This is a genomic window from Kitasatospora sp. NPDC058492, from assembly GCF_042720685.1.
Taxonomy (GTDB): Bacteria; Actinomycetota; Actinomycetes; order Streptomycetales; family Streptomycetaceae; genus Kitasatospora.
In genome coordinates this window covers 18,564-40,646 of the sequence record NZ_JBHXMU010000053.1, presented here as the reverse complement: position 1 = coordinate 40,646, position 22,083 = coordinate 18,564, and the positions used below count along the sequence as shown (strand labels likewise).

General features: G+C 76.8%; 3 protein-coding genes. All 3 read right to left on the bottom strand.

From position 1 onward, the window contains the following. Positions 1-12: 12 nt before the first annotated feature. Positions 13-18,888: a non-ribosomal peptide synthase/polyketide synthase gene (locus ACFWPI_RS29195; protein WP_380377011.1), complete on the bottom strand. Its 18,876-nt coding sequence runs from the start codon at positions 18,886-18,888 to the stop codon at positions 13-15. Between the two features lie 169 nt (positions 18,889-19,057). Then, the gene (locus ACFWPI_RS29190) at positions 19,058-20,416 is read right to left on the bottom strand and encodes a serine hydrolase domain-containing protein (RefSeq protein WP_380377013.1); all 1,359 of its coding nucleotides are present in this window, start codon (positions 20,414-20,416) and stop codon (positions 19,058-19,060) included. 1,023 nt (positions 20,417-21,439) lie between these two features. Next, complete coding sequence (locus ACFWPI_RS29185) at positions 21,440-22,042, bottom strand: hypothetical protein (protein ID WP_380377015.1); 603 nt, start codon at positions 22,040-22,042, stop codon at positions 21,440-21,442. Between the last annotated feature and the right edge of the window lie 41 nt (positions 22,043-22,083).

Here is a 22,083-nt window from a genome sequence, read left to right as displayed (position 1 = left end):
CCTCACCGTTCGTCATCGTTCGTCATCGTCGGGGCCGCCGGACGCGGCGTCCTCGAGTTCGCTCAGCACCTGGTCCTCCACCAGTTCCGCCAGGGCGGCCACGGTGCGGGAGACCAGGACGTCGCGGGGGGTGAGCGTGACGCCGAAGGCATCGTTGGCGCGGGAGGCGATCAGCAGGGCCCGCATGGAGTCGCCGCCCAGTTGGAAGAAGTCGTCCGTCACGCCCACGGCCGTCCGCAGGGTCTCGGCCCAGATCTCGGCCACGGCCTCCTCGGTGGGCGTGCGGGGCGCCAGCCGGTCGGGCCGCTGCTCCTCCTCGGGTGCGGGGGCGGGCAGCGCGGCGCGGTCGGTCTTGCCGCTCGCGGTGAGCGGGAAGCGGTCGAGGACGGCGAAGGCCGAGGGGACGAGGTGGCCGGGCAGGGAGCGGGCGGCCAGGGCGCGCAGTTCGGCGCCGGTCGGCGGTTCGGCGCCGGGGGCCGCGAGCAGGTGGGCGACCAGGCGGGGCAGCCCGGGCTCGTCCTCCCGCACCGTCACCACGGCGTCCAGCACGGCCGGGTGGCGCACCAGGACGGCCTCGACCTCGCCCGCCTCGATGCGGTGGCCGCGCAGCTTGAGCTGGTGGTCGGTGCGGCCCAGGTAGTGCAGTTCGCCCCGGTGGTCGCGGCGCACCAGGTCGCCGGTGCGGTACATCCGGGTGCCGGGCGGCCCGTACGGGTCGGCGGTGAAGCGGGCGGCGGTCAGGCCCGGCCGGCCGAGGTAGCCGCGGGCCAGGGCCGTTCCGCTCAGCCACAGTTCGCCGGTGACGCCGTCGGGCACCGGCCGCAGGCGGGCGTCCAGGACGTAGGCGCCGGTGCCGGGCAGCGGGCGGCCGATCGGCGGCGCGGCGCCGTCCGGGGCCAGCGGTGCGGACCAGGCGGCGACCACGGTGGCCTCGGTGGGGCCGTAGGAGTTGACCATGCGGTGGTGCGGGGCCCAGCGGGCCACCAGGTCGGCGCCGCACGCGTCGGCGCCGACCACCAGGGTCCTGAGCGCGGGCAGCGTGCCGGGGGTGTCGGCGGGCAGGGTGGCGAGGGCGGCCGGCGGCAGCAGGGTGTGGGTGATCGCCTCCGTCCGGAGCACCTCGGCCAGTTGGGCGCCGAGCAGCGGCCCGGGTGCGGGCACCACCAGCCGGGCGCCGTGCGGCAGGGACATGCACAGTTCGAGCACGGAGGCGTCGAAGCTGGGGGTGGCGAAGGCCAGTACCCGGTCCCCCGGGGCGACTTGGTAGTGCTCGGCCTCGGCGGCGGCGAAGGCGGCCAGCCCGCGGTGGGTGAGGACGACGCCCTTCGGGGTGCCGGTGGAGCCGGAGGTGTAGATGACGTAGGCGGGGTCGTCCAGGTCGAGCGGGCGGAGCCGGTCGGGGTCGGCGGGGCGGTGGTCGGGGGCGCCGTCCGGCGGGGCGGCCAGCAGCGCCGCGACCTCCTTGGCGTCCAGGGTGAGCGCGGGCGCCGCGTCGCGCAGCATGAACTCGACGCGCTCGTCGGGGTAGTGGGGGTCGACCGGCAGGAACGCGGCACCGGTCTTCGCCACCGCCAGCTGGGCGAGCACCATGTCCGCCGAGCGCGGCAGCAGGAGGGCGACCACCTCGCCGGGGCCGGCGCCGCGCGCGATGAGCCGGTGCGCCAGGCGGTTGGCGTGCGCCTCGGCCTCGGCGAAGGTCAGCTCCAGTCCGGGGGCGCTCAGCGCCGGGGCGTGCGGCCGGCGGTCCACGGCGGCCTCGACCAGGGCGGGCAGGGCCGCCGGGGGCACCGGGCCGCCCGCCGGGCGGGCCGGGCCGCGCAGCAGCCGCTCGCGTTCCCCGGGCGGCAGCAGGTCGAGGTCGTCCAGGCGGGCGGTGCCGTCCGAGCCGGCCAGCGCGGCGAGGGTGTGCAGCAGTTGGGCGGCCAGTTTCTCGGCGGTGTCCCGGTCGATGTACCGGGGGTCGTGGCCGAGTTCGACGGCGAGCCGGTCGCCGGGCGAGACGACCACGGTGAGCGGGTAGTTGGTGGCCTCCCTGGCGTCCAGTTCGCGGATCAGCAGGCCGTGGGCGCCGGCCGTCGCGTCCCCGACCGGGTAGTTCTCGAAGACCACCAGGCTGTCGAACAGCGCCGTCCCGGGCGCCAGCCCGCTCAGGCCGTGCATCGCGGCCAGCGGCAGGTGGTCGAAGCGGCGGTCCTCGGCCTGCTCCTCCTGGAGCGCGCGCAGCCAGGCGGCACAGGGCTGGGCGCCGTCGACGGTGACGCGGGCGGGCAGGGTGGTGATGAACAGGCCGACGATGGCGTCGGAGCCGGCCAGGTCGGCCGGGCGCCCGGAGACGGTGGTGCCGAAGCACACCCGCTGCTCCCCGCTCCACCGCGACAGCAGCAGCGCCCAGGCGCCCTGCACCAGGGTGTTGAGGGTGAGCCGGTGCCGGCGGGCGAACTCCTGGAGCCGCTCCGTCTCGGCCTCGGCCAGGCGGTGCGAGAGCCAGGCGCCGGAGCGGGCCGTGTCGCCCTGGGCGGGCCTGCGGTCGTAGGGCAGCGCGGTGGTGGTGAGGTCCGCCAGGACGCCGCGCCAGTGCTCCGCGGCGGCGGCGGTGTCGCGGGCGGCGAGCCAGCCGACGTAGTCCGCGAAGGGCCGGCGCTCGGGCAGGCCCGGCCGGTCGCCGCGGGCGAGCGCGGCGTGGGCGGCCAGGACGTCGGACAGGACGTGGAAGACGCTCCACCCGTCGAGCAGCACGTGGTGGAAGGTCCACACCACGCGCGCCGCGTCCGGGCCGAGCCGGATCAGGTCGAGCCGCAGCAGCGGGGCCCGGTCCAGGGCCAGCGGGCGGGCCCGCTGGTCGGCGAGCAGCCGCTCCAGGCGGGCTTCGCGCTCGGCTTCCGGCAGTGCGCTCCAGTCGTGTTCGGTGACCGGCAGCGTCGCCTCCCGGTGGACCACCTGGAGGGGTACGGGCACGTCGCGCAGGACGACGGCGGTGCGCAGCACGGGGGTGCGGTCGACGACGTGCTGCCAGGCGGCGGCCAGCGGCCGCAGGTCGCGGGCGCCGTCCAGCACGAAGGTGATCTGCTCGACGTACAGGCCGTGTTCGGCCTCGTCCAGGCCGTGCAGCACCATGCCGGTCTGGGTGGGGGTGAGCGGCTGGATCTCCGTCACGTCCCGTCCGGTGCCGGCCAGTCGGTCGACGGCGGCCTGGTCCAGGTTGGCCAGCGGGTAGTCGGCGGGGGTGCGGCCGCCCGCGCCGGGTTGGGCGCAGTGGCGGACGATCTCCCGCAGCTCGTCCAGCAGTTCGGCGGCGAGCCGGGCGACGGTGGCGCGGTGGTGCACCGCGCGGGAGTACGACCAGGTGAACGCCAGTTTCCCGTCGCTCACCCGGCCGAGCACGTCCAGCAGGTGCGGACGGTCCGCGGCGCGGTCCATGCCGCCGGTGAGCGGGCCGGCCGGGGCGTGCAGCAGGCCGCCGGGGGCGGGGGTCCAGTCCTGCCGGCCCAGGTAGTTGAAGCCGATCTGCGGCAGGTCGGGCAGCCTGGGGTCGGCGGCGGGCCGCAGGTGGCGCAGGGCGCCGTAGCCGAGCCCGCCGCGCGGTACGGCGCGCAGGTTCTCCTTGACGGTCTTCAGGGCGGTGCCGGTGTCGGCGTCCCGGGGCACGTCCAGGGCCACCGGGTACAGCGTGGTGAACCAGCCGACGGTCCGGGAGAGGTCGACCCCGTCGAACAGTTCCTCGCGGCCGTGGCCCTCCAGGGCGACCGTGACCCGGTCCCGGCCGGTCCAGCGGGCCAGCACCCGGCCCAGGGCGCAGAGCAGGACGTCGTTGACCCGGGTGCGGTAGACCTCCGGGACGTCCTGGAGCAGCCGGCGGGTGTCCTCGGCGTCGAGGGCGAGGTCCAGCGACTCCTCGGTGGCGGCCGTGTTGGCGCCGTCCAGGTCGGTCGGCAGGGCGGTCGCGGCGCCGTCGTCCAGCCCGTACCAGTGGGCGTGCTCGTCGTCGAAGCCGCCGGCCGCGGTGTGCTCGGCGAGCCGTTCGGCCCAGGCCCGGAAGGAGGTGCTCTTGGGGCCGAGGTCGGGCCGCCCACCCGCCCGCAGCGCGCGGTGGGCGGTGTCCAGGTCCTCCAGGAGGACGCGCCAGGACACCGCGTCGACCACCAGGTGGTGCGCGGCCAGCAGCAGGACGGGGCGCCGCTCGCCGTCGAAGCGGCACAGCGCGGCCCGCAGCAGCGGCCCTTCGGCCAGGTCGAAGCCTGCGGCCAGGCGCTCGCCCAGCTCGCGCAGCGTCGCCTCGCGCTCCAGCGCCGGGGCGGCGGGCAGTTGATGCGTGCGCAGCTCCGGCAGGTCGCCGGGCGCGGTGCCGTGCTGGCGCCACCGCCCGTCGCCGAGCGGCTGGAACCGCAGGCGCAGCGCGTCGTGGTGGTCCAGGACGGCGGCGAGCGCGGCCCGCAGCAGGGGCTCCTCGGTGTCGGGGGCGAGGGTGAAGGAGACCGACTGGGTGAACTGGGCGGTGTCCCCGCCGAGGGTGTCCAGCAGCCAGTGCTGGACGGGGGTGAGCGGGGCGTCGCCGACCACGGCGCCCTGTTCGGCGGCGACCGCCGGGCTCGGCGACTCCTCGGCGGCGAGGGCGAGTTCGGCCAGGGTCTGGTGGGCGAACAGGTGCCGGGGGGTGAGCGCGAGGCCGGCCCGGCGGGCCGCGGAGACGATCTGGATGCCCAGGATCGAGTCGCCGCCGAGCGCGAAGTAGTTGTCGTCCGCGCCCACGTCGGGCACGCCGAGCACCTCGCGCCAGATCGCGGCGAGGGTGCGTTCGGTCGCGGTGCGCGGCGGTCGCTCACCGCGTGCGGCCGGGGCGGCCCACACCGGGGCGGGCAGCGCACGGCGGTCGAGTTTGCCGGTGGCGCCGAGCGGCAGCCGCTCCAGCGGCACCACCAGCGCGGGCACCAGGTGGTCGGGGAGGGTGCTCCCGAGGAAGGCGCGCCACTCGACGGGGTCGGGCAGTGCGCCGTCACGGGCTACCGCGTAGCCCACCAGGCGCCGGTGGCCGTCGTGGTCGACGACCCGGGCGGCGGCGGCCGACACCTGCGGGTGGCGGGCCAGGGCGGCCTCGACCTCGCCGAGTTCGATCCGGAAGCCGCGCACCTTGACCTGGTCGTCCGCGCGGCCGAGGTAGCCGAGGTCGCCGTCGGCCGTCCAGCGCACCAGGTCCCCGGTGCGGTACATCCGGCGCCCGGGCGGGCCGAAGGGGTCGGGCAGGAACCGGGCGGCGGTCAGGCCCGGGCGGCGCAGGTAGCCGCGGGCGACGCCGGTGCCGGCCAGGTACAGCTCCCCCGGCGCGCCGACGGGCACCGGGCGCAGCCGGTCGTCCAGGACGTAGGCCCGGGCGCCGCCGACCGGGCGGCCGATCGGCGGGTCGCGGTCGGGGTCGGCGGGGTCGCAGGCGAAGGCGGTGGCGTAGACGGTGGCCTCGGTGGGGCCGTAGATGTTCAGCACCCGGCAGCCGGGGACGGCCTCGCGCAGCCGGCGCACGGTGCGGGCGGGCAGGGCCTCGCCGGCCAGGACGACGGTGTCCGCGCCGAGGTGCACGGCGTCCTCCGCGAGGAGGCCGCCCAGGGCGGAGGGCACCGCGCTGAGCAGGCCGGCCCGCCACGGCCCGGGGCGCTCGGCCAGGGCCAGCAGGTCCCGGACGAGCTCCACGCAGCCGCCGGCGAGCAGGGGCGAGAAGATCTCGAACACCGACACGTCGAAGTTGAGCGAGGTGGCGGCCACCACGTGGGCCAGGCCGTGGTCGGCGAACTCGGCGGCGGCCCAGTCGGTCAGGGCCAGGACCGAGGCGTGGGCGACCACGACGCCCTTGGGGCGGCCGGTCGAGCCGGAGGTGTGGATGACGTACGCGGGGTGCTGCGGCAGCAGGGCGCCGAGCCGTTCGTCGTCGCGCACGGCGTCGGGGCGGGCGGCGGCGAGCCGTTCGGCGCACCCCGGGTCGTCGAGCACGATCCGGGTGAACGGGCCCGCCGGCAGCCGCCCTCCGGTCTCCGTGTCGGTGACCACGGCGTCGGGCCGGACGTCCGCGAAGAGGAACGCGATCCGCTCGGCCGGGTACCCGGGGTCGACCGGCAGGTAGGCGGCGCCGCTCTTGAGCACCGCCAGCAGCGCCACGGCCAGGTCGGCGGTGCGGGGCAGCGCGAGCGCGACGAACCGCTCGGGCCCGGCGCCGGCCGCGATCAGCAGCCGGGCCAGCCGGTTGGCCCGTTCGTCGAGCTCCCGGTAGGTCAGCTGCACGTCGCCGCAGCGGACGGCCGGGGCGTCGGGCGTGCGGGCGGCCTGCCGGGCGAAGGCCTCGGGCACGGTGTCCTGCGGTGCCTCGACCACCGCCCCGCCGAAGCGGTCGACGAGTTCGCGTCCTCGCAGCGGGTCGAGCAGCGGCAGCTGCGCCGCCGGCCGGTCGAGGCCGGCCGCCATCGCCGTCAGCAGGGTGTGCAGGCCCGCCCCGAGCGCCTCGACGGTCGCGGTGTCGAAGACGGCCGGGTCGTGGTCGAGGCTGACCGCGATGGCGTCGCCGGGGGCGACCACCACGCCGAGCGGGTAGTTGGTCGGCTCCAGGACGTGCTCGGTCTCGACGCCCAGGCCGTGCCGGGTCAGCGCCTGCGCGTCGAACGGGTAGTTCTCGAAGACCACGATGCTGTCGAACAGGGCCGTTCCGCCCGGCAGTTCGCTCCAGTTCTGGAGCTGCGCCAGGGAGACGGCGTCGTACCGGCGGGCCTCCGACTGGGCGTCCTGGAGCTCCCGCAGCCACTCCAGCAGCGAGCGGCCGGCGTCGATCCGCACCCGGGTGGGCAGGGCGTTGATGAACAGCCCCACCATCGAGGTGACGCCCGGGAGTTCGGCGGGCCGGCCGGAGACGATCGTGCCGAAGACCACGTCGTCCCCGCCGCCGTAGCGGGAGAGCAGCAGCGCCCAGGCGCCCTGGAGCACGGTGTTGACGGTCAGCCCGGCCTGCCGGGCGGTGGTCCGCAGCCGCTCCGACAGGTCGTTGTCGAGGGTCACCCGCACCGATGCCGAGGAGGAGGCGCGGTGCGCCTCGGCCGGGCGCCGGTCGCGGGGCAGTTCGGTGGGGGCGGGGAACCCGGCCAGGGTGTCGCGCCAGTACCGCTCGACCCGCGCCGGGTCCTGCCCGGACAGCCAGCGCAGGTAGTCGGCGAAGGGGGCGCGCACGACCGGGTTCGGCCGGCGCCCGGCGGCCAGGGCGGCGTAGCGCTCGCACACCTCGTCGAAGACCTGGGCCGCGCTCCACCCGTCGAGCAGGACGTGGTGGAAGGTCCACACCACCCGCACCCGGGTCGGCGACAGCCGGACCAGGGTCAGCCGCATCAGCGGCGCGGCGGCCAGGTCGAGGCCGGCCGCGCGGTCCTCGGCGAGCAGCCGGGCGGTGTCCCGCTCGATCCGGTCGGCCGGGCGGCCCGTCCAGTCGTGGTGGGTCACCGGGACGGCGGCCCGGTGCTGGACGACCTGGAGCGGCTCGGCGGTGTCCTGCCAGGCGAGCCGGGTGCGCAGCACCGCGTTGGCGTCCACGGTCTGCTGCCAGGCGGCGGCCAGGGCGTGCGGGTCGGTGACGCCGGAGAGGACCAGCTGGACCTGGTTGACGTAGGTGTGGGCGTCCGGGTCCAGCAGGCTGTGGAAGAGCATGCCCGCCTGCATCGCCGTCAGCGGGTACACGTCCGCGACGGAGCGGCCGTCCCCGGCGATCCGGTCCACCGCCGCCTGGTCCAGCCGGGCCAGCGGGAAGTCGGCGGGGGTGCGGCCGCCGGCGCCGGGCTCGGCGCAGTGCGCGACGAGGTCCTCCAGGGCGCGCAGCATGGCGTCCGCGAGCGCGGTGACGGTCCGTTCGTGGTGCCGGCCGGCGCTGTAGTACCAGCCGATCTCCAGCCGGTCGTCCTCGACCCGGGCGACGACGTCCAGCAGGTGCGGGCGCTCGGCGCCGGGCGCCTCCGCGCCGCCGAGGCCGCCGGGGACGGCGCGCACCAGGGCGGCGCCGTCGGCGGACCAGTCGAAGCGGCCCAGGTAGTTGAAGCTGATCCCGGGGGCCGGGGCGTCGGCGAGCTGCTCGTCCCGGGCGAGGTGGCGCAGCGCGCCGTAGCCGAGGCCGCGCTCCGGCACCGCCCGCAGCTGCTCCTTGACGGCCTTCAGCGCGGTGCCCCAGTCCCCGTCCGGGACGTCGAGGGCGACGGGGAAGAGCGAGGTGAACCAGCCGACCGTGCGGGACAGGTCGACGTCCTCGAACAGCTGGTCCTCGCGGCCGTGCCCCTCCAGGCCGATCGCGACGGTGCGCCGCCCGGTCCACTCGGCGAGCACCCGGCCCAGGGCGGTGAGCAGGACGTCGTCGATCCGGGTGCGGTAGACCCCGGGGACCTTGCGCAGCAGGCTCCCGGTGCGCTCGCGGTCCAGCCGGACGGTGACGGCGCGCAGGTCGGCGGCGGTGTTGCCGCCGTCGCCGTCCACCGGCAGCGCGGCCGCGCAGTGCCGGGCGGCCGCCGCCCAGTGGGCGCGCCGGCCCGCGAAGCCGCCGGCCGCGGTGTGCTCGCGCAGGCGGCGGGTCCACTCCCGCACGGAGGTGGTGCGGGCGGGCAGGCGCAGCGGCCGGCCCTCCACGGCCTGCCGGTAGGCGGTCTCCAGGTCCTCCAGCAGGATCCGCCAGGAGACGCCGTCGACGACCAGGTGGTGGACGACCAGCAGCAGCCGGGCGGGCCGGGTGCCGTCGGTGGTGAACAGGCGGGCGGTGAGCAGCGGGAGGGTGTCCAGCCGGAACGCGGCGTGCGCGGCCTCGGTGGCCCGCGCCTCGGCGGCCTCGGCCGCCGCCCGGTCCAGGGCGCCGAGGTCGACGACCTCCAGCAGCTCGGGCACGGCGGCGTCCGCGGGGGCGCAGTGCTGCTGCCAGGCGCCGTCCGCCCCGGTGGTGAAGCGGGAGCGCAGGGCGTCGTGGTGGGCCCACAGGGCGGTCAGGGCGCGGCGCAGGGCCTGCGGGTCGACCTCGCCGGGCGCCTCCACCACGACGGACTGGTCGAAGGCCGCGGCGTACGGCGGGTGCGGGTCGAGGAACCAGTGCTGGATGGGCGTCAGGCCCACCTCGCCGCTGACCGGTTCGGTCCCGGCGACGGTGGCTGCGGTGCCGGCGGCAGCGGCCAGCGCGGCGACGGTGGGGTGCCGGAACAGGTCGCGGGGGGACAGCGCGAGACCGGCGGCGCGGGCGCGGGAGACGACCTGGATGCTCAGGATCGAGTCGCCGCCGAGCAGGAAGAAGTCGTCGTCGACCCCGACCCGCTCCACGCCGAGCAGTTCCGCCCAGATCGCGGTGAGGACGCGTTCGGTGTCGGTGCTCGGGGCGCGGTGGGCGCGGTCGCCCGCCGCCGACCAGTCGGGGGCGGGCAGCCTCCGGCGGTCCACCTTGCCGTTGGCGGTCAGCGGCAGTTCGGCGACCGTGACGAAGGCCGCGGGCAGCATGTAGTCGGGCAGGTCGGCCGCCAGGTGGGCGCGCAGCGCCGTGGCGGAGGGCGGCTCGGCGCCGCCGGCCGGCACCAGGTGGGCGGCCAGCCGCCTGCGCCCCGCGTCCTCGTGGAGCGAGACGACGGCCTCGGCGACGGCCGGGTGGGCGGTGAGCCGCGCCTCGATCTCGGCGGGTTCGATGCGGAAGCCGCGGATCTTGATCTGGTCGTCCGCGCGGCCCACGAAGTGCAGTTCGCCGTCCTCACTCCACCGGGCGGTGTCGCCGGTGCGGTACATCCGGCCGCCGGGCGGCCCGAAGGGATCGGCGAGGTAGCGGGCGGCGGTCTCGCCGGGCCGGCCCGCGTAGCCGCGCGCGACGCCGGCGCCGGCGATGTACAACTCGCCGGTGATGCCGGGCGGTTGCGGCTGGAGGGCGCCGTCCAGCACGTACACCCGGGTGTCGTCCAGCGGGCGTCCGATCGGCAGCACGGCGGGCAGCCGGTCACCGGGGCGGAAGGCCCGGCGGGTCGCGAACGTGGTGGTCTCGGTCGGGCCGTAGCCGTCGACCACGGTGAGGTCGGGGCAGGCCTCCAGGACGCGGCGCACGACCGCGCCGGGCACCGCCTCACCGCCGGTCCACACCTCCCGGGCGCCGCACAGGCAGCCCGGGTCCTCCTGGGCGAGGAGCCGGAACAGGCCGGCGGTCAGCCACAGGCACTGCACGCCCTGCTCGGTGACGGCGCGGCGGACGGCGGCGGCGTCCAGGTCCTCCGGCGGGGCCAGCACGGCGGTGCCGCCGCGCAGCAGCGGCACCCACAGCTCGTAGGTGGCGGCGTCGAAGGCGTGCGGGGAGTGCACGAGCACCCGGTCGTGGCCGGTGAAGGCGCGGTCCAGGGCGAGCGCGGCGACGTCGCGCCGGCGCACCGCGACGCCCTTGGGGGTGCCGGTGGAGCCCGAGGTGAACATCAGGTACTGGACGTTGTCGGGGTGGAGCGCCGGTGCCGTGGCCGGGGCGGCCGGGCCCGGCCGGGCCGCGAAGGTCTGCCCGTCGACGCGAAGCACTTGCCCGTCCGGCCGCAGTTCGCGGGCCATCCGGTCCCCGTGCGCGTCGGTGAGCAGCAGGTCCGCGCCGGCCTCGGCCAGCATCAGGTGCAGCCGCTCGCGCGGCGCCCTGCCGTCCAGCGGCACGTAGACCCCGCCGGTCCGGACCAGCGCCAGCTGGGCGACGACCAGGTCGACGGAGCGGTCCATGAGCACGCCGACCGGGCGTTCGGCGCCGACGCCGAGCGCGGCCAGCCGGCCGGCCAGGGCGGCGGCGCGGACGTCGAGGTCGCGGTAGCCGAGGCGCTCGTGGCCCGCCTCCACGGCGACGGCGTCCGGGCGGCGGCGCACCTGCTCGGCGAACAGGTCCGCGATGTCGCGCTCGGTCCGTCCGACGGCGGTGGCGTTCCAGTCGACGAGGATCCGTCGGCGCTCCCCGGCGGTCAGCAGCGGCACGCGCGCGGGCGGGCCCCCGGCGCTCCCGGGCAGTCCCGTCAGGACAGCCGTGAGCTGCCCGGCCATCCGCCGGACGGTGGCCTCGTCGAACAGCCGCGGGTCGTAGCACAGCCGCAGGGCCAGCTCCGGCCCCGGGTAGGCCAGCAGGGCGAGCGGGTAGTTGGTGGTCTCGATGCCGTCCAGGTCGCGCAGGCGCAGGCCGTGCACGGCGGCCGCATCGTCCTCGACCGGGTAGTTCTCGAAGACGACGATGCTGTCGAACAGGGCGGTCTGCTCGGGGAGGACGGTGGCGGCCCGCAGGCGGGTGAGCGGGACGAAGCCGTGGCGCCGGTCCTCGCCCTGCTCCCGTTGCAGCGTGCGGAGCCAGTCGAGCAGGGTGCCGTCGGCGGGCACGGCCGTCCGGGTGGGCAGGGTGGTGATGAACAGGCCGGTCATCGTCTCGACGCCGGGCAGCTCGGGCGGCCGCCCGGACGAGGTGGTGCCGAACACCACCTCGTCCCGGTTGGCCTGACGGCCCAGCAGGATCGCCCAGGCGCCCTGGACCAGGGTGTTCAGGGTCAGGCCGGAGCTGCGCGCGAGGCCTTCCAGCGCCCGGGTCGCGGCGGCGGGCAGGGTGAACGGCACGGCCCGGGTGGATTCCGCGCGGTGGCTCTGGCGCGGCTCGCGGTCGTACGGCAGCGGCGTCGGCTCGGCCAGCCCGGCCAGGCGCCCGCGCCAGTGCCGCTCGGCCTCCGCCGGGTCGCGCTCGCGCAGCCAGGCCACGAAGTCGCGGTAGGGCCGGCGCTCCGGCACCGTGCCGTACGGGACGGTGCCGAAGGACTCGGTGCCGGATGGCAGGGTGCCGGACGGGACGGTGCCGGATGGCACAGTGCCGGACGGGACTTCTCCCGCCTCCGGCCCGGAGCGGGCCAGCGCGGCATGCACGGCGAACACGTCGGACAGCACCTGGAAGAGGCTCCAGCCGTCCAGGACGAGGTGGTGGAAGGACCACAGCACGCGCACCCGGGTGTCGGAGAGGCGGATGAGCAGCAGCCGCTGGAGCGGGGCCCGGGCCAGGTCCAGCCCTCGGGCCCGGTCGCGGTCCAGGAGCTCGGCCAGCCGGCCCCCGCACTCGGGCTCGGACAGCTCGCGCCAGTCCAGGTGGGTGACCGGCACGGCCGCCCGCCGCCGCACCACCAGCAGCGGCTCGGGCACCTCCTGCCAGCGGACGTGGGCGCGCAGCACCGGGGTGCGGTCGGTGACCCACTGCCAGGCGGCGGCGAGCCGCCCCGGGTCGGGCACGCCGTCCAGGACGAAGTCCAGCTGCTGGAAGTAGGCGCCGCTGTCCTCCTCGGCGAGGCCGTGGAAGAGCATCCCGGACTGGGTCGGCGTCAGCGGGAGGACGTCCTCCACCGCGCCCGGGTCGTCGCCGGTGATCAGGTCCACGGCCGCCTGGTCGAGCCGGGCCAGCGGGAAGTCGGACGGGGTGCGCCCGGCGGCGCCCGGGCGGGCCGCGTACCGCGCGAGGTCGGCCAGCTCGGCGGCGAAGTGCCGGGCCAGGGCCTCGACGGTGTCGCGCCGGTGCACGGCACCGGAGTAGAACCAGCTGAACTCCAGCGCGTCGCCGTCGAGTCGGCCGACCACCTCCAGGGCGTGCGGGCGCTCGACGTGCGGGTCGGCGTCCAGTTCCAGGGGCCGGAAGGTGCCGCGGTAGAGCCCGGCCGCGTCCTGCGGGAAGGACATCCGGCCGAGGTAGTTGAAGCTGATCCGCGCGGCCGGGGCGTCGGGGGCCGTGCCTGGGCGCCCCAGGTGGCGCAGGGCGTCGAAACCGAGGCCCCGTCGGGGGACGGCGCGCAGCTGCTCCTTGACCCGCTTGAGGACGCCGTCCCAGTCGGCCCTGGCGGGCACGGCCAGCGCGACGGGGTGCCGGGTGGTGAACCAGCCGACCGTGCGGCTCAGGTCGAGGTCGGCGAACAGTTCCTCGCGCCCGTGCCCCTCGACGTCCACCACGACCCGCTCCAGCCCGCTCGCCCCGCACAGGGCCCGGCCGAGGGCGCTCAGCAGCACGTCGTTGGCCTGGGTGCGGTAGGTGTCGGGCAGGGTGCGCAGGAGGGCGGCGGTGTCGGCGGCGTCGAGGCGCACGGTGACGGAGCGGGCCGAGGCGTGGGTGTCGGCCCCCGCGAGGTCGGCCGGGAACGGGTCCGCCGGGGCGTCACCGTCCTGCCCGGGGACGGCCCGCGCCCAGTACTCCGTCTCGTCCTCGAAGCCGCCCGCCGCGGCGTACGCGCCGAGCCGCTCGCCCCACTGCCGCAGCGGCGAGGACTTCGCCGGCAGGGCCGCCGCCCCGTCCCGGCCGTCGCGGCGGGCGCGGTAGGCCGTGTCGAGGTCCTCCGCCAGCACCCGCCAGGAGACCCCGTCGACGACCAGGTGGTGGACGGCCAGGTGCAGGACCGGCGGCTGCCCCGCACCGCGCTCGTGCAGCACGGCGCGCAGCAGCGGGCCGTCGCCGCCGCCCAGGTCGAAGGGGCCGAAGTGCGGGGTGTCGCCGTCCGGGCCGGTGTGCCGGCCCAGGCGGATCCGGGGCGCCCGGTCGTCGATCCGCCAGCGCACGCCGGGGCCGGTACCGGGCTCGCCGTCGCGGGGCTCTGCGGTGCGGGGCTCTCCGACCTCGGGCTCTGCGGCGTCGGGCTCACCGGCCTCGGCCGTGAAGGCCGAGCGCAGCGCGTCGTGGTGGGCGACCACGTCGTTCAGGGCGTCCTCCAGCGCCGCCCTGTCCACGTCGGCGCCCAGCAGGAGGGAGAGCGCCTGGTTGAAGTGCCCGGCGCGCCCGGCGGCCCGGTCGAGCCACCAGCGCTGGATCGGGGTCAGGACGCCCGCCCCGGTGGCGGCCACCCGGGCGGTCACGGCCGGCCGTTCGGCGTCGTCCGCGCACCGGGCCAGCGCGGCGACCGTCTGGTGCCGGTAGAGGTCCCCGGAGGTCACCGCCAGCCCCACCTGCCGGGAGCGGGCCACCACCTGGATGCCGAGGATGGAGTCGCCGCCGAGGTCGAAGAAGTTGTCGTCCGCGCCGACCCGTTCCAGCCGCAGCACCTCCGCCCAGATGGTGGCGAGCGCCTGTTCGGCGGGGGTGCGGGGGGCGACGTGGCGTACGGCGGGCACGGCCGGCCCCGGGTCGGGCAGCCGGCTCCGGTCGAGCTTGCCGTTGGGGTTGAGCGGCAGCGCGGGCAGCGGCACGACGGCCGAGGGCACCAGGTAGTCGGGCAGGGCCAGGCCGAGCGCCCGGCGCACGGCCTCGGGCTCCACCCGGCCGCCCGGGACGGGGACCACGTAGCCGACCAGGCGCCGGTTTCCCTCGCCGTCGGCGACGGTGGCGGCCGCCTCCGCCACGCCCTCGCAGCGCCGCAGCGCCTCCTCCACCTCGCCCAGTTCGATCCGGAAGCCGCGCACCTTGACCTGCTGGTCGATCCGGCCGAGGTACTCCAGCTCGCCGTCGGCGTTCCACCGCACCCGGTCGCCGGTGCGGTACATCCGCTCCCCCGGCGCGCCGTACGGGTCGGCGACGAACCGGGCGGCGGTCAGCCCGGGGCGGCCCAGGTAGCCGCGCGCCAGGCCGCCGCCCCCGAGGTACAACTCGCCGACCACGCCCGGCGGTTGCGGGCGCAGCCCGGGGTCGAGGACGTACGTCCGGGTCAGCGCGAGCGGCCTGCCGATCGGCGGCGCCTGCTCCGGCAGCCGGTCACCGGCGAACCAGGCGGTGGCGTAGACGGTGGCCTCGGTGGGGCCGTAGATGTTGGCGATCGCGCTGCCGGGCAGGGCGCGCCGCAGGTCGCCCACCGCCTGGGCGGAGAGGGCCTCGCCGGCCAGCACGACGGTGCCCGCGTCGACCGGGGCGGCGCCCCCGGCGAGCAGTCGGGAGATCACCGAGGGCACGCCGCTGACCAGGCCGACACGGCGCGGGGCCGGCTCCTCGGCGAGGGCGGCGAGGTCGGCGACCACCTCGACGCTGCCGCCCGCCAGCAGCGGGCAGAGCAGCTCGAAGACCGACACGTCGAAGTTGAGCGAGGTGGCGGCGAGCACGTGGTCCAGCCCGCCGGGCCCGAACCGCTCGGCCGCCCAGCGGGCGAGGGCGACGACGCTGCGGTGGGTGATCACGACGCCCTTGGGCCGGCCGGTCGACCCCGAGGTGTAGATGACGTAGGCGGGGTGCTCCGGCAGCAGCGGCCGGAGGCGGTCGGCGTCCGTGAGATCGGCGTCCGCCGAATCAGCGCCCGCCGGGTCGGGGGCGAGGCCGGCGCCGTCCTCCAGCAGCAGGACGGGCCACCCCTCGGGCAGCGCGGCCGCCGTCTCCCGGGTGGCGAGGACCAGCGCGGGCCCGGCGTCCGCCAGCATGAAGCGGATCCGCTCGGCCGGGTAGCCCGGGTCCACCGGCAGGTACGCCGCACCCGACTTGAGCACCGCCCACAGCACCGACGGCAGGTCGGCGGAGCGCGGCAGGCACAGCGCGACCAGCCGCTCGGGGCCCGCGCCCCGGGCGACCAGCAGCCGGGCGAGGCGGTTGGCCCGCCGGTTGACCTCCGCGTAGTCCCGCCGCACCGGGCCGCAGCCGACGGCGGTCCGCCCGGGCGCGCGGGCCGTCTGCGCCTCGAACAGCACGGGCAGCACGGGCAGCACGGTGTCCGGGAGGTCGCGGGCGCCGTGCGCGGGCGGGTTCCAGGAGTCGAGCAGCGTGCGCTGCTCCTCCTCGGAGAGCATGGGCAGTTCGGCGAGGATGCGCTGCGGGCCGTCCGCCATGCCCGCCAGCAGGCGGTGCAGGTGGCGCGCCATCCGGGCCACCGTCCGGGCGTCGAACAGGTCCGTGTTGTACTCCACCGTCAGCGCGCAGCCGTCGGTGCCCTCCGGGGTGAACTCCAGCACCAGGTCGAACCGGGCGGCCGGGCGGGGCAGCGGGTGGTCCTCGAAGCGCAGGCCTCCGGCGGGCGGCGGGGTGGTGGGGCTCTGCTGAACGACCATGACCTGGACCAGCGGGGTGCGGCTCGGGTCCCGGGGCGGGGCCAGTTCCTCGACCACCCGGTCGAAGGGCACCGCCGCGTGGGCGAAGGCGTCCAGCAGGGTGGTGCGCACGCTCTCCACGAACCGGTCGACGGTGGCCCGCTCGTCCACGTCGCCGCGCAGCACCACGGTGTTGACGAAGAAGCCGGTCACCTCCTCCAGCTCCCGCCGGTCGCGCCCGGTGGTGACGGTGCCGAACGCCACGTCCCGCTGGCCGGAGTAGCGCGAGAACAGCAGCGCGGACGCCCCCGCGAACAGGGTGAACAGCGTCGTGCCGCGGCCCGCGGCGAGGTGCCGCAGCCGGGCCACCAGTTCGGCCGGGAGGCGGTGGCGGTGCGCCGCGCCGTTCGTCGTGCGCTGGGCGGGCCGGGGCCGGTCGGTGGGCAGTTGCAGGGGTTGCAGCTCCGCCAGGTTCCGCCTCCAGTAGGCGAGGTCCGGCGCGTCCTCCGCCCCGGCGCCCTCGGTCCGCCGGCGCTGCTCCCAGCGCGCGAAGTCGGGGTACTGGAGGGCGGGGGCGGCGAGCGCGTCCGGTTCGCCGGAGACCTCCGCCCGGTAGAGCGCGGCCAGTTCGCGGGTGAGGACGCCCACCGACCAGCCGTCGGTGATGATGTGGTGCTGCGCCAGCAGCAGCAGGTGCTCGTCGGCGGCGAGGCGGACCAGCAGTGCCCGGGCGAGCGGGCCGTCCGTCAGGTCGTAGGGCCGGTTCAGCTCCTCGGTCAGCAGCCGTTCGGCCGCCTCGGCGCGCTCCCCGGCCGGCCGGTCGCCGACGTCCGCGGTGCGCAGCGGCAGGGTGCCCGCCGCCGCGACGCGCTGCACGAGCTGCCCGTCGACGGTGGCGAAGGTGGTGCGCAGCGAGTCGTGACGGGCGGCGAGCCGGCCGAGGGCCCGGCGCAGGGCCTCCGGGTCCGTCGTTCCGTGCAGCCGCAGGGCGACGCCGGTGTTGTACTCCGTCCCCCCGACGGTGAGGTCGTCGAGGAACCACAGGCGGCGCTGGGCGCTGGACAGCGGCAGCGGCTCCTCGCGCGGGGCGGGCGGGATCGGCTCCGGCGGCGCGGCGGTGTGCCGCTCGTCCACCAGCGGGGCCAGGGCGGCGACCGTCCGCGCGGTGAAGACGTCCCGGAGTGTGAGCCGGACGCCCAGCCGCTCGGCGACCCGGGCCAAGGTCCGGGCGGCGAGGATCGAGTCGCCGCCCAGGTCGAAGAAGTCGTCCGTCGCGCCCACCGCGTCGACGCCGAGGACCTCGGCCCAGATGGCGGCCAGGGCGCGTTCGCGCTCGGTGCTCGGGGCGACGGATCCGGCCGCCCCGGGGCGGGCGGGCGCGGGCAGCGCCTGCTGGTCGATCTTGTGCTGCGGGGTGAGCGGCAGCGCGGCCAGGACGACGACGGCGGACGGCACCAGGTGGGCCGGCAGGGCGGCGGCCAGTGCCGCGCGCAGCTCCGCCGGATCCGGGGCGTGCTCGTGGTCGGCGGGCGTGGCGTAGCCGACCAGGCGTTCGCGGCCCGGTTCGTCCTCCCGGACCACGACGACGGCCTGGTCGACGGCGGGGTGCGCCCGCAGGGCGGCCTCGATCTCCCCCGGTTCGATCCGGAAGCCGCGGATCTTCACCTGCCGGTCGAGCCGGCCGAGGAACTCCAGCTCCCCGTCGGCCGTCCACCGGGCCCGGTCGCCGGTGCGGTAGAGCCGGGCGCCGGGCGGGCCGAAGGGGTCGGCGACGAAGCGCCCGGCGGTCAGGCCGGGGCGGCCCAGGTAGCCGCGGGCCACGCCCTCGCCGCCGACGTACAACTCGCCGTCGGTGCCTGGCTGTTGGGTCCGCATGGCCGCGTCGAGCACGTACGCCCGGGTGTGCGGCAGCGCGCCGCCGATGGGGGGTGCGCCGCTGCCGGCGGCCAGCGGGCCGGTCCAGGTGGCGACGATGGTCGCCTCGGTCGGGCCGTAGGAGTTGATCATGCGCCGGCCGGGCGCCCAGCGGTCGACCAGGTCGGCGGGGCAGGCCTCGGCTCCGACGATCAGCGTGCGCAGGTGGCGCCCCGCGCCGCCGGGCACGGTGGCCAGGGCGGCCGGCGGGATGAGGGCGTGGGTGATGCGGTGCTCGTCGAGCACGGCGGCGAGTTCCTCGCCCAGCCAGGGGCCGTGCGGGGGGATCACCAACGTGGCGCCGGCCAGGACGGAGATGAACAGTTCGAGGACGGAGGCGTCGAAGCTGGGCGAGGAGAACTGCAGCACCCGGTCGCCGGGGCGCACCGCGTAGTGCGCGCGGGCCGCCTCCGCGAAGCCGCCGATCCCCCGGTGGGTGACGACCACCCCCTTGGGCGTCCCGGTGGAACCCGAGGTGTAGATCACGTACGCCGCGTGGTCGGTCCCGCTCGGGCCCGGCAGCGCGGTACCGGTCGGGCCCGCCAGGCCGGTGTCGGGCGTGTCTGCGGCGCCGGCCGGGTCCGTCTCCAGCAGCGCGCGGACCCGGGCCGGATCGTCCAGGACGACGGCGGGGGCGGCGTCGGCGAGCATCAGCGCCCGTCTCCCGGCGGGGTAGGCCGGATCCACGGGCAGGAAGGCGGCGCCCGTCCGGGCGACCGCCAGCTCCGCCGCGACCAGTTCCATGGAGCGCGGCAGGACCAGCGCCACCGTCCGGTCCGTCCCTGCGCCGCGCCGTGCGAGGTCGCGGGCCAGGCGCTCGACCCGGTCGGCCAGTTCCCGGTACGTCCAGCTGCGCCGGCCGTCGGTCACCGCAGGCGCGTGCGGCGCGCGGTCCACCTGGGCGGCGAACAGCGCGTCGAGCGTCCGGTGCGCCGGCGGCGGGGCGGCATCGCTCCCCGGGGCGGCACCGGTCCCCGGGGCGCCAGGGGTGTCGCCGGCCTGCGGCGGAGCGGACGAACGCACGGGCTGGGCAGGCCGGTCGGTCATGGCGGAAGGTCCTTCCGGACGGGGAGGAGGCGATGCGGGCGCCGGGGCAGGCGGGGGCCGGCCCTCGGGCCCGGGAACGGGGGCCGGGGGAACGGAACGAGCCGGGGGTGAGCCCGGTGGAGCGGCGCCGGCGGGAGGGCCGCAGGCGGCCAGGACGAGGCCGGGCGCCTCAGGCGGGGTCGGCGCGACGCGCCGTGCGCCCGGACACCTGCACCCGGTCGATCACGCCCGTGGCGGGATCGCGGTGGAAGCGCCCGCCCGGCTCGGGGCGGCCGGTGTCGGGGGCGAGCAGGTCGTAGGAGAGGTCGGCGAAACAGCGCAGGGGCAGCGGCAGGTCGCCGTCCACGGAGAGCGTGGACGATCCGTCGCCCGCGGGCTCGACGCGGTACCGGATCGAACCGTTGCGGTAGGTGCCCGCGCACTCGGGCAGGGGGGCGGGCTCGCCCGCGCCCACGGGCGCGATCGCGGCGGGCACCCGGACACCCGCCAGCTCGGCCAGATCGGCCGCGAGCTCGCGCCAGAGCGCGGTGGCGGTGCCGGAGTTGCCCGCGAAGGCGACCACCACGCCGCTGTCCGGGTCGGCCCGCAGGTGGCAGGAGGTCCCCATGGCGTTGCCGTCGTGGCCGCACCACAACCGGCCGTCCTGCTGGTAGAGGGCGAGCCCCGGGCCCCAGCCGTCCGCGAGCGCACCCGGCCGGGCGCCGGGCTGCGGGCGGCGCATCTCCTCGGCGACGGCGGGGGGCAGGGCCTTGGCCCGGCCGACCAGGGCGCCGCCGAGCGCGGCGAGGTCCGCGGCGCTCGCCAGCAGGGCGCCGGCCGGGGCCTCCAGCGGGGCCAGGTTCTGCCGGACCGGCCGGGCCCGGCCGGTCGCGGCGTTGAGCGCGTGCCCGGCGGCGACCGGGCGTGCGGGTGCGCTCGCGTCGACGAACACGGGCACGGTGCCGAGCGGTTCGAGCAGCAGGGCGGCCACGGCCTCGTGCCAGGGCATCCCGGTCACCGTCTCCACCAGGCGCCCGGCGGCGACGTAGCCGGCGTTGGAGTAGGAGAAGTCCGTCCCGGGCGGGAAGAGCGCGTCCCCGGCCGTGCACACGGACGACAGGTAGTGCGCCGCGGTGGTCCGGGCGGCGGCGTCGGAGTCCGGCCCGGTGGGCAGTCCGCCGGTGTGGCTGAGGAGTTGGCGAATCGTTACTGCTGGCATCCGGCGGAGCTCGGGCAGGTGATCGGCGACCCGGTCGTCGAGGTCGAGGTCGCCGTCGTCGGCGAGGAGCATCACCAGGGCGGCCGTGTAGGGCTTGGTGAGCGACCCCACCGGCACCACGGTGTCCCCGGTGAAGGGCGCACCGGTGGCGGCGTCGGCCACACCGGTGTGCAGGGCCACGACCTCCGAGCCGGTGTCCAGCACCACCTGGGCGCCGGGCACCCGGTGGGTGCGCGCGAGCGTGTCGAGCCGGTGCTGCAGTTCGCGGCGTGAGCGGCGTAAGAGGAACGGCGCGCGCTCGCGGACGGGCGCGGAACTGGGGTACGGCATGGGCGGACGCTCCCGTTGACTGGTTCTCAGATGCGGGCGCGGCAAGCGTCCGCGGATGAATTCCTGATTACTGTGGAGCACGCCGTGAAATTTCCTGCCACCTGCGCTCCTCGACTCAAGACTCGCGGGAACAACGGGAATCGACGGAAGCCCTGCCGATGACGGCCGGCTGGGTGTGAACGGGAATCCCCGACCGCTCCCGGCAGGGCGCCGCACCCGCCCGAGGGGAACCGTTCCCGGCCGCTTCGGCGCTCCCCGACCGGACGGTGCGAATGCGACCCGAATTCCACGCCGCCCCGGAACGGCGAACGGGGGAACGGCGGGCGGGAACGGTGCGCGGCGAACGGCCGACCGCCGAATGCCCTCACCCCGCAGGCGGGGCCGGACAGGAATCCCGAACGCTCCAGTCGGCCGCTCCGACGGCCCTGACCTGCGCGATCGTTGCGCCCGGCATGCCTATCCCCCCTGCGATCCCTCCCCGCAGCCACCGTGCGGAACCTGCCACAACCGTCGCGAGGACCGGGCAATACCTTGACGGCCCGAACGCTCGGAACGACGAACGCGGAACAGTCTTCACGGCGGGTCACCCGCTCGCAACCCCTGGCGATTGAACGGAAAGCAACTCTCCCCGGAATCGGAACCGCAAAATCGCTGGTGTGACTCCCGGCCACGCCCGGAACGCCTGATGACGGGTGTGAATTCTTTGGCCGAAACTGTGACACCCCGATCCCCCTGGCCACCCGGCCGGGTTTCCGCGGGGAATAGCCGAGTGATTCCCCTGACGCCTGGGGCGGTTGTGCAGGAATGCGACGGAATAGATCAGGTGCGTTGTGAGTGAATCAATGAGGGCTCTGATGCGCGTGTGCCCCGATGCGCTTGTGCCGTGGTGCGCGTGTGCCCTGTTTCACGCATGCTCTGGTTCACATCGGCCGCCCCGGGGCGCGGGGCGGCCGAGCGGATCCGCCACGCGCCGGAACGCGGGCGGACTCAGGACTCAGGACATCCGTCAGCTCAGAACGCCCGTCAGCCCCGCCAGGAGCTGCCGGTAGAGGGCCTGGTCGCCGTGCCACTGGTGGACGTCACCGCGCGCGACGGAGCGGACGGACCCGGCCCGTCCGACCCGGCCCCCGAACCGCTGGTCCGGACGGTCGGCGCCGACGAGGTGGTCGACGTCTCGCGCACCGGCGCGGCCGAAGTCCGCGGGGCCGACGCCCCGGACGCCGCCGCCGGCCGGCCCGTCGAGGTGCGCGGCGCGGTGGCGCGGCCCTGCGCGGCCACGTCCACGGGCGCGCCGTCGCCCGGTTCGACGCGCTCGATCCGCAGCACCAGGTTCCGGTCGCTGCGGTCACCGCCCCCGTCCCGGTTGCGGCTGTGCACCAGCTGCGTCAGCACGCCCCGGACCTCCTGCCAGCGCCCCTGCACCGCGCGGATGTTGGGGCACCACTCGCCCTCGCGCCGGTGCTCCAGGTCGAGCTCCCAGCGCTCGGCGTCCACCAGGTGGCTCGCCCCGACCGTCCCGGGAATCTCGACCGGACGGCCACCGCGCACCGTCACCACCGCCCGCTGCGGCCACTGCCCCTCCACCGCCGTCACCGTGATCCGGCTCCGCCCCTGGTACCAGGCCATCGCTGTCCTCCTCCATCCGTCCTCGTGCCGGCCGCCGACCG

Bases quoted from the DNA above. Each gene is read 5' to 3' on its own strand.
- ACFWPI_RS29195 (WP_380377011.1), bottom strand. From the start codon at position 18,888: ATGACCGACCGGCCTGCCCAGCCCGTGCGTTCGTCCGCTCCGCCGCAG.
- ACFWPI_RS29190 (WP_380377013.1), bottom strand. From the start codon at position 20,416: ATGCCGTACCCCAGTTCCGCGCCCGTCCGCGAGCGCGCGCCGTTCCTC.
- ACFWPI_RS29185 (WP_380377015.1), bottom strand. From the start codon at position 22,042: ATGGCCTGGTACCAGGGGCGGAGCCGGATCACGGTGACGGCGGTGGAG.